We start from the raw sequence: 6,977 nt of genomic DNA on the forward strand, positions 1-6,977 counted from the left end.
CTTCAAGCACCGCGGACTCACAGCTTGCCATCCACCCCTCTCACCCCAGAGCTTATTCCTAGATCTAGACACAAGCGGGCTTGCTCGCGAAGGCGGTGCACCAGAGACATGGATGTCGACTGACACTTCCTCTTCGCGAGCAAGCCCGCTCCCACATTTGGACAGCGTCAGGACTCAGATCCTGCTACTTTTTCATCCCAACACGCCGCCGCATCTCGGCGGTGATCGCCTGTTTTGTTTTCTTCAGGTCGGCCCACGGCTCGTCGCCCACCTCGGCCAGGCGTTCATGCACATTGTGCACGTTCCACTGATTGCCGCCCTTGAGCCCGGCCACCTCCTCGCGAAAGATCGGCACCGACACCGGCAGCCCTTCGCGGGTGCGCGCGGCGTAAGCACAAATGGTGGTTGCTCCGAGGCCGTTGCGCAGGTAATCGATGAAGATCCGCCCCACCCGGTTTTTCGGCCCCGAAACTGCGGAAAACCGTTCCGGCAACAGCTTGGCCATGTGGCTGACGATGGCGTGACTGAAGTCCTTCACTTCATCCCAACCGAGCTTGCGGGTCAGCGGAACCACGAGGTGAATGCCTTTGCCGCCGCTGGTCTTGAGGAAAGCCCTGAGTCCCAGTTCATCCAGCACCGACAACGTCAGTTGAGTCGCCTCGACCATGCTTTTCCATGGCAGCGCCGGGTCCGGATCGAGGTCGAGAACGAAGCGGTCTGGCTTGTCGAGGTTGTCCGACGTGGCGTTCCAGGTGTGCAGCTCGACGGCGCTCATCTGCACGGCGCCAATCAGCGCTTCGGCGCTGTTGATGATCATGATCGGCTGGCCGGTGAGTTCCTTGTCCAGGGTGGTGATCCCCGGTATCGCCAGGCGCTCGGCGTTTTTCTGGAAAAACAATTCACCGGCAATACCGTCCGGCGCGCGAACCAGCGCCACGGGCCGGTCTTTCAATTCGGGCAGAATCCATTCGGCGACGCCGGCGTAATACTCCGCCAATTGCACCTTGGTGGTACCGCTGCTGGCGTCGATGATCCGGTCCGGGTGAGTGATCCGCACCTTGCCCTCGCCCAGGCCAAGTTGTGACGGCGCCGGCGCGGCTTTTTCCGACGCGTTCCTTTGGCGGGTGACAGGTTTTTCTGCCGTGCTTTTCTTCACCACTTTCGGTCGTTCCTCGGTGATGTCTTCGGCCGGTTTGTCGTCACGCAGGCCATGGAACACGGCGTGACGAACCGAGCCTTCCTTGGTCATTTCGGCGAAGGCAATTTCAGCCAGCAGAACGGGTTTGAGCCAGTGCACGCCTTTGGCGTCAAATCCGGACGGTGGATTGACGACTGAAGGCTTCTTCGTCTGCAACGGTTTCAGTTGTTCGTAGATGCTTTCAAGCGTTGTCTCGTTGAAGCCAGTGCCGACCTTGCCAGCATAACGCAGCTCACCGCTGTCACGGTCGTGCAACCCCAGCAGCAACGCACCAAACGCATTGCGCGCCCCTTTTGGATCGGTGTAGCCGACCACCACAAACTCTTGTCGATGTTTGCACTTGAGCTTGATCCAGTCACTGCTGCGACGCGACACGTAAGGCGAGTCCAGGCGTTTGCCGATCAGTCCTTCCATCTGCATCTGGCAGGCACTGTTGAGCAAGGCGTCGGGCTCTTCGGCGAACGCGTCGGAGAACCGCAGCAACGGGTTTTCATTGGGTTTGAGCACCGTCGCCAGCGCGACCCGCCGCTCTTCGACCGGCACCTCGCGCAGGTCCACGCCATTGAGGTAAGGCATGTCGAACAGGTAGTAAAGAATGTTGCCGCTGCGCCCGGTGTCGAAGGCGTTTTGCAGCGCTTGAAAGTCCGGCACGCCTTGCTCGTTGGCCACCACCATCTCACCGTCGAGCCAGGCGGATTCCAGTTGCAGCGATGCCAGCGCCTCGGCTTGTTTCGGCAGTTTGTGGGTCCAGTCGTGACCGTTGCGGGTGAACAGCTTGACCTCGCCATGATCGATGCGAGCCATGATCCGGTAACCGTCGAACTTGATCTCATAGCTCCACTCGCCGTCCGGGGCTTTTTCCACCAGCGTCGCCAGTTCGGGTTTGATCAGGTCCGGCAATGCCGCTTTGTGCGCACCGGTCAGTTGCGCCGGCAGTTTTTTTTCCGCAACTTTGCGCGCCGGTTTCTTGATGGGTTTGGGCTTGTCCGCCGCTTTCGTTTTTTTGGCAACGATGGTCCGGTCACTGAGGACGCTGTCCGGCTCGGCGGCGACCACGTCGTAATCGCTTTCGGGTTTGGCCGCGCTGTCCTGATGTTTGATCAGGAACCACTGCTCCTGCTTGCCTGGCATGTGCGTGCGCACCAGGTTCCACAAGCCACCGAGCTTCTCGCCCTGCAGCTCGAACTTGAGCTTGCCCTTGGCGTAGGCCTTGGCCGGGTCTTCCTGCGGAATCCACACGCCACGGTCCCAGACAATCACGTCACCGGCACCGTAATGCCCTTCGGGAATGCTGCCCTCGAACGTGGCGTAATCAATCGGGTGGTCTTCGACATGCACCGCCAGGCGCTTGACCTTGGGGTCCAGCGAGGGGCCTTTCGGCACCGCCCAGCTCTTGAGCACGCCATCGAGTTCCAGGCGAAAGTCGTAGTGCAGGCGCGAGGCGTCGTGCTTCTGGATACAGAACTGCAAGGCGTGATCTTTCGCGGCTTTCTTGCCCGAACGTTTGGCGGCCGGTTCGGAGGTCGCCGAGAAGTCACGCATGCGGTTGTAGTCATCCAGATTCTTGTTCATGGCTCACTCACCCGTGGCTGATTCAACGCTTCCTCCGATGCCCGGATCAAGCCGCGTGACGATCAGCGCGACCACCGCGATTCGCTCCACCCGTTGGTAGCCCGGCATCAACAGCTCTTCGCCGAACACGTCGGGATCGATCTCGCGATAGGTCCAGCCGAACCGTGCCGAATCCAGGTACGGCGCCAGCGCTGCGAGAAACGGATCACAGCCGTCGACCATCGCCACTCCCGTGTACAACACCAGCGAACCGCCTGTGGTCAGCCGGTTCAGCGCCTGCTCGACAATACGCACCGACAACTGCGCGCCAAGCGCCCCACCGCCGTGGCGATAGGCACGCTCGGCGGGGTCGGCCATGTAGGGCGGATTGGCGACGATCAGGTCGAATGTGCCGTCGACATCCTGCAGCACATCACTGGCTTCGATGCTGACGTTGGCCACTTCGGCGAGCGCTGCGTTCACAGCCGTCAGGCGTAGCGCCGCCGGGTTGATGTCAACCGCCAGCACCTCGGCCTCACGCCGTGCGCGAGCAATCACGATAGCGCCGACGCCAGCGCCGCAGCCGATGTCGACGGCACGTCTGACCGGCGCAAAGCTCTGTTGCAGATGGGCGTGAATCAACTGGGCAAAACGGTAGGTATCCGGGCCAAAGAACACCGCGTCGGCCGCGTCCGTGGGGAATCCGGAATGCACGAACAACAGGTCATCGAGGCTGGACCAGCGTACGTGGCTTTTCAGCCGGCCATTGCTCTCTTCGAGAACGCCCGCCTGTTGCAATTGACGCTGTTCGTCCGTGGACAACAGCCCCGGTTCGAACGGCCGCGACCACCCGAACACTTCGCGCAGGGTCCGGGCACTTTGGCCAAACGCGCGGTCATTGACCCGCTGATGGGTCAGCGGCGTCGGCGTGATAAAGCGGTAACCGTCCGCCTGCAAGCGGCGCCCCAATTGCAGCAAGGCCAGATCCGCAGCACCCAATTGTTCTTCCTGATTCATGCCGTGCTCCTATCGAAGGCTGGATTTGAGTTCGATGAATCGCCGCGTGGCCATCAGGCCGGCTGGATGGGCGTGTCGATGGGCGGACAGCCACGGAATCAACACCGGCATCTGCTCGGCGGCGGACAAGCCTTCCAGCGCGGCTAGCAAGGTCTGGATGTCCGGATCGCTGGCGGGCAACGCCGGTTCGACCGCGCCACTGCTGACGCGGCGCGGCGCAGGTGTTGAACGCTCCGCTGCCCAGTCACCGGAGATCCAGTCGTGCAACAGTTGCTTTTCATAAGGGCTGAACACACCGAACATGGCCGCGCCGTCACCCTCGATCAATTGCCAGAAGCGGCTTTCCTGGGGATCCTGATGACGTTTGATCCAGCCCTTTTTTTCCATGGCGGCGAGAAATCCTGGCAACTGCTCCGGCGATGACAGCCATTGATTGACGGTCTTGCCCTCGAACCGGCAGTAGTCGGAATGCATGTGCTGGCCGAACGGGCGTTTGCGTTCCAGCATATTCAACACCTCAGCGTAAAGGTCGAACGACTCGATAATCGCCCGACTGCCCTGCCCCAGGTCATTGAGCCGATATCCCAGCGCGACCCTGCGCAAAAAGTCCTCGCGATCGCCTTCGATCGGTAGCAGTTGCAGCACCGATTGCACGGCTTTTTGCGCGTGGCCGGTACTGGCGTTGTCGATGGTCACGTGCAGGGTGAAGTAATACGGATCGATGCCCAGTTCGCTAAGCTCGTAGGCACTGATCAGCAGGTGCAGCGGCAGCTGCTCGTAGCCGAGGTTGTAGCCGATCACCTCTGGCAGAAAGTCGTCGGCACATTCGCCCAGCGCCAGTTGAATCGCGCCTTGCAGGTAATGTTCGTCGGCAATGACGCCGGTGTCCACGCCCAGTTCGGCCAGCAGTTTGCGGTAGATCACCACATGATTCTGCGCCGGATTGCCATCGCCCAGCTCTTCCAGATAGGTGCAGATCAGCCCTTCGAAACGCGGGTCGCGCCAGTGCTGCAGCAGGCCGTACAACCAGGCACCGTCCACCCGTTTGGTCGGGCTGACAGCTTGCAGGAAGAACAGCGCGTGCGCCTTGTTGCTGAAAAACTGCCGTGGTCCGCCCTCCTTGCGGGCGCTCAGATAATCAGCGTATTGGCGCGCCACTTCAGTGCTGTGCTGTTCAACGAAAGTTTGCAGGGCCGACAGATCTTCCGGCATCTCTTCGGGCAGGTCTGCGGCTCGTTGCAGTTGCGCTTGCAGGAATATTTTGCCGATTGCGTGGCGTTGCTCGGCATCGTCGCCCAGCAGCAGCTGCTCATAGCACTGTTTCAGGCTGCCGGCAGTGGGGATGGCGTGCTCGTGGGCAGGTCGGGATTCGAGTCGTGTCAGGGCAGTCATGGGCGCATCTCTCGGTCTGTGGCCAGTGGCAGGACGCTGAATCAACACGTCTCTATTTCAGCAGAGCGATTTGCCCGGAGAAAAATTCAATCCGGGTTGAAATTGCCCTGACAGACGGCCCTGTGCCGCTGCACCCGGCGCGGGCTCGAATGAATATACTCAACCGGGTGTGGACTCATCCTCGGGAGAGCAATCATGCGAACGGTTCACGTCATCGAGTCTGGAAAAACCCCCAGACCGGTCAATGTCGTGGGTGAGGCGATCACGATTTTCGCGGGCGGTGATCTGAGCAAACCCTTTGAAGTGCACATCCAGGAAGGCGTGCAGGGAGGCGGCCCGCCCCCGCACTTTCATCCTTGGGATGAGGCGTTCTACGTAATTGACGGGCAGGTGCAAGTGACGGTCGAGGGCGCCTCCACTACCGTCTCGGCCGGCGGTTACGTGCATATACCCGCTGGGTCCATCCATGCCTACAAGAACATCAGCGCCACGTCGAAGATGATCGGCGTGGTGTCTGATCCACGGGGCGGCCAGTTCTTTGCGGCAGTGGACCGGCTCAGGGTGCCGGAGGATTTGCCGCAAATACTGGAGATTGCCCAAGCGTATGGGGTGACGTTTTTGCTGCCGAAATTACCGCAACCCGTGTAGACGCCAGGCTTGCCGGCGAAGGCGTACAGACAAGCGCTTTCGCCGGCGAGCCTGGCGCCTACGAACAAGCCTCCAAATAACCAGGTCAGGCGGCGCCGCCCTTGGCCTGCTGTTCCAGATGCACCTGCAAATCCGGATCGATCTGCAACGCTGCCGCCAGTTCATCGAGGTAGCTGCGTTCGGCGTCCTGCTGGTCGTCCACCAGCATGACGCTGGCGAGGTACATTTCCGCGGCTATCGCCGGGTCCGTTGCCGACTGCGCCACATCGGCGGCATCGAGCGGGCGGGCGACTTCATCGTCCAGCCATTGCTGCAGTTCCGGGTCATCGGTGTGGCGGCCGATTTCGGTGCTGATCATGTGCTTTTCGGCGTCATCGATCCGGCCATCGGCCTTCGCCGCGGCTATTAATGCTCGAAGGACGGCGTGGCTGTGATCCTCGACTTCCGGGCCGGATAACAGGTCCACGGTGCGGGGTGCCTGTTGCGGCGCGGCCACCTGGCTGCGTTGCCAGGCTTGATACGCTTGAAAAGCCATCATGCCGAGGGAGGCCAGCGCCGCGTAGTGGGTGCCGCCACCGGAGCGTCGCTGGGGCGAACCGCCCATGGCTGAGCCGCCGCCGAGCAAACCTCCCAGCAACCCGCCCAATCCGCTGTTTGCACCGGCACCGCCGCCCAGCAGGCCGCCGAGCAATCCGCCAAGACCGCTGCCCATGCCGCCCTGGGAAGGTACGCCGCCACCTTGCTGCGTCATTGAGCCCTGGCCGGCTCGCAAGAGTTGTTCGAGCAAATCGCTGGTGTTCATGACGACGTCCTCATTGGTTGGAGTTTTCCAGTCAGGCAACGATAGTCCTCGCAGGCTATTGCGCCAGCACCGTTTGGCTGACGTTGCGGTCGCCCTCCTTTAATACGTGATTGTGTTGATTTGGGGTTGGTGTTCAGGCGGTTGGGGTATATCCGTTGCTGCGGTAACGGCCGCAAATGGTTCCGCCCTTACGGCGGGTTACTTGGAAAAGCGCCAAGTAACCAAGCGCTTTTGCCCCTTTCGTTCGGTGCCTCGCCTAGGCTCGGCATGCCCGCGCTCCGGTCCTGCTCCGTGGGCCCGCCGCCATCGGCCATCCATGGCCGGGGGCGGCTAACCCGGCATCCATGCCGGGTTGCCCACTGCGCAGAA

At 61.3% G+C, this 6,977-nt stretch carries 5 protein-coding genes; 1 reads left to right on the top strand and 4 read right to left on the bottom strand.

The annotated features are described in order from the left end of the window. Positions 1-184: 184 nt before the first annotated feature. Genes ligD through FBY04_RS32085 form a run of 3 tightly spaced genes read right to left on the bottom strand, consistent with a single transcriptional unit; the run spans position 185 to position 5,158 of the window. The gene (gene ligD / locus FBY04_RS32075) at positions 185-2,770 is read right to left on the bottom strand and encodes a DNA ligase D (RefSeq protein ID WP_145319698.1); all 2,586 of its coding nucleotides are present in this window, start codon (positions 2,768-2,770) and stop codon (positions 185-187) included. Between the two features lie 3 nt (positions 2,771-2,773). After that, positions 2,774-3,766, bottom strand: coding sequence for a class I SAM-dependent methyltransferase (locus FBY04_RS32080; RefSeq protein WP_084322598.1), 993 nt, complete (start codon positions 3,764-3,766; stop codon positions 2,774-2,776). Between the two features lie 9 nt (positions 3,767-3,775). Further along, positions 3,776-5,158 carry an iron-containing redox enzyme family protein gene (locus FBY04_RS32085; RefSeq protein WP_145319701.1) on the bottom strand — a complete coding sequence of 461 codons (1,383 nt, stop codon included), beginning with the start codon at positions 5,156-5,158 and terminating at the stop codon, positions 3,776-3,778. Positions 5,159-5,353: 195 nt separating this feature from the next. Here FBY04_RS32085 and FBY04_RS32090 point away from each other — a divergent pair, with 195 nt between their 5' ends. Then, positions 5,354-5,806, top strand: a complete 453-nt coding sequence (locus FBY04_RS32090; protein WP_145319704.1) for a cupin domain-containing protein — start codon at positions 5,354-5,356, stop codon at positions 5,804-5,806. Positions 5,807-5,891: 85 nt separating this feature from the next. On the opposite strand, the gene FBY04_RS32095 is transcribed toward FBY04_RS32090, so the two are convergent. Further along, positions 5,892-6,608, bottom strand: coding sequence for a tellurite resistance TerB family protein (locus FBY04_RS32095; RefSeq protein WP_145319707.1), 717 nt, complete (start codon positions 6,606-6,608; stop codon positions 5,892-5,894). Between the last annotated feature and the right edge of the window lie 369 nt (positions 6,609-6,977).

The sequence above is a fragment of the Pseudomonas sp. SJZ080 genome, assembly GCF_007828295.1.
Classification (GTDB): Bacteria; Pseudomonadota; Gammaproteobacteria; order Pseudomonadales; family Pseudomonadaceae; genus Aquipseudomonas; species Aquipseudomonas migulae_A.

What these genes read in the sequence shown, in the direction of transcription:
- FBY04_RS32085 (WP_145319701.1), bottom strand. Translation starts at nt 5,158, where the DNA reads ATGACTGCCCTGACACGACTCGAATCCCGACCTGCCCACGAGCACGCC.
- ligD (WP_145319698.1), bottom strand. Translation starts at nt 2,770, where the DNA reads ATGAACAAGAATCTGGATGACTACAACCGCATGCGTGACTTCTCGGCG.
- FBY04_RS32080 (WP_084322598.1), bottom strand. Translation starts at nt 3,766, where the DNA reads ATGAATCAGGAAGAACAATTGGGTGCTGCGGATCTGGCCTTGCTGCAA.
- FBY04_RS32095 (WP_145319707.1), bottom strand. Translation starts at nt 6,608, where the DNA reads ATGAACACCAGCGATTTGCTCGAACAACTCTTGCGAGCCGGCCAGGGC.
- FBY04_RS32090 (WP_145319704.1), top strand. Translation starts at nt 5,354, where the DNA reads ATGCGAACGGTTCACGTCATCGAGTCTGGAAAAACCCCCAGACCGGTC.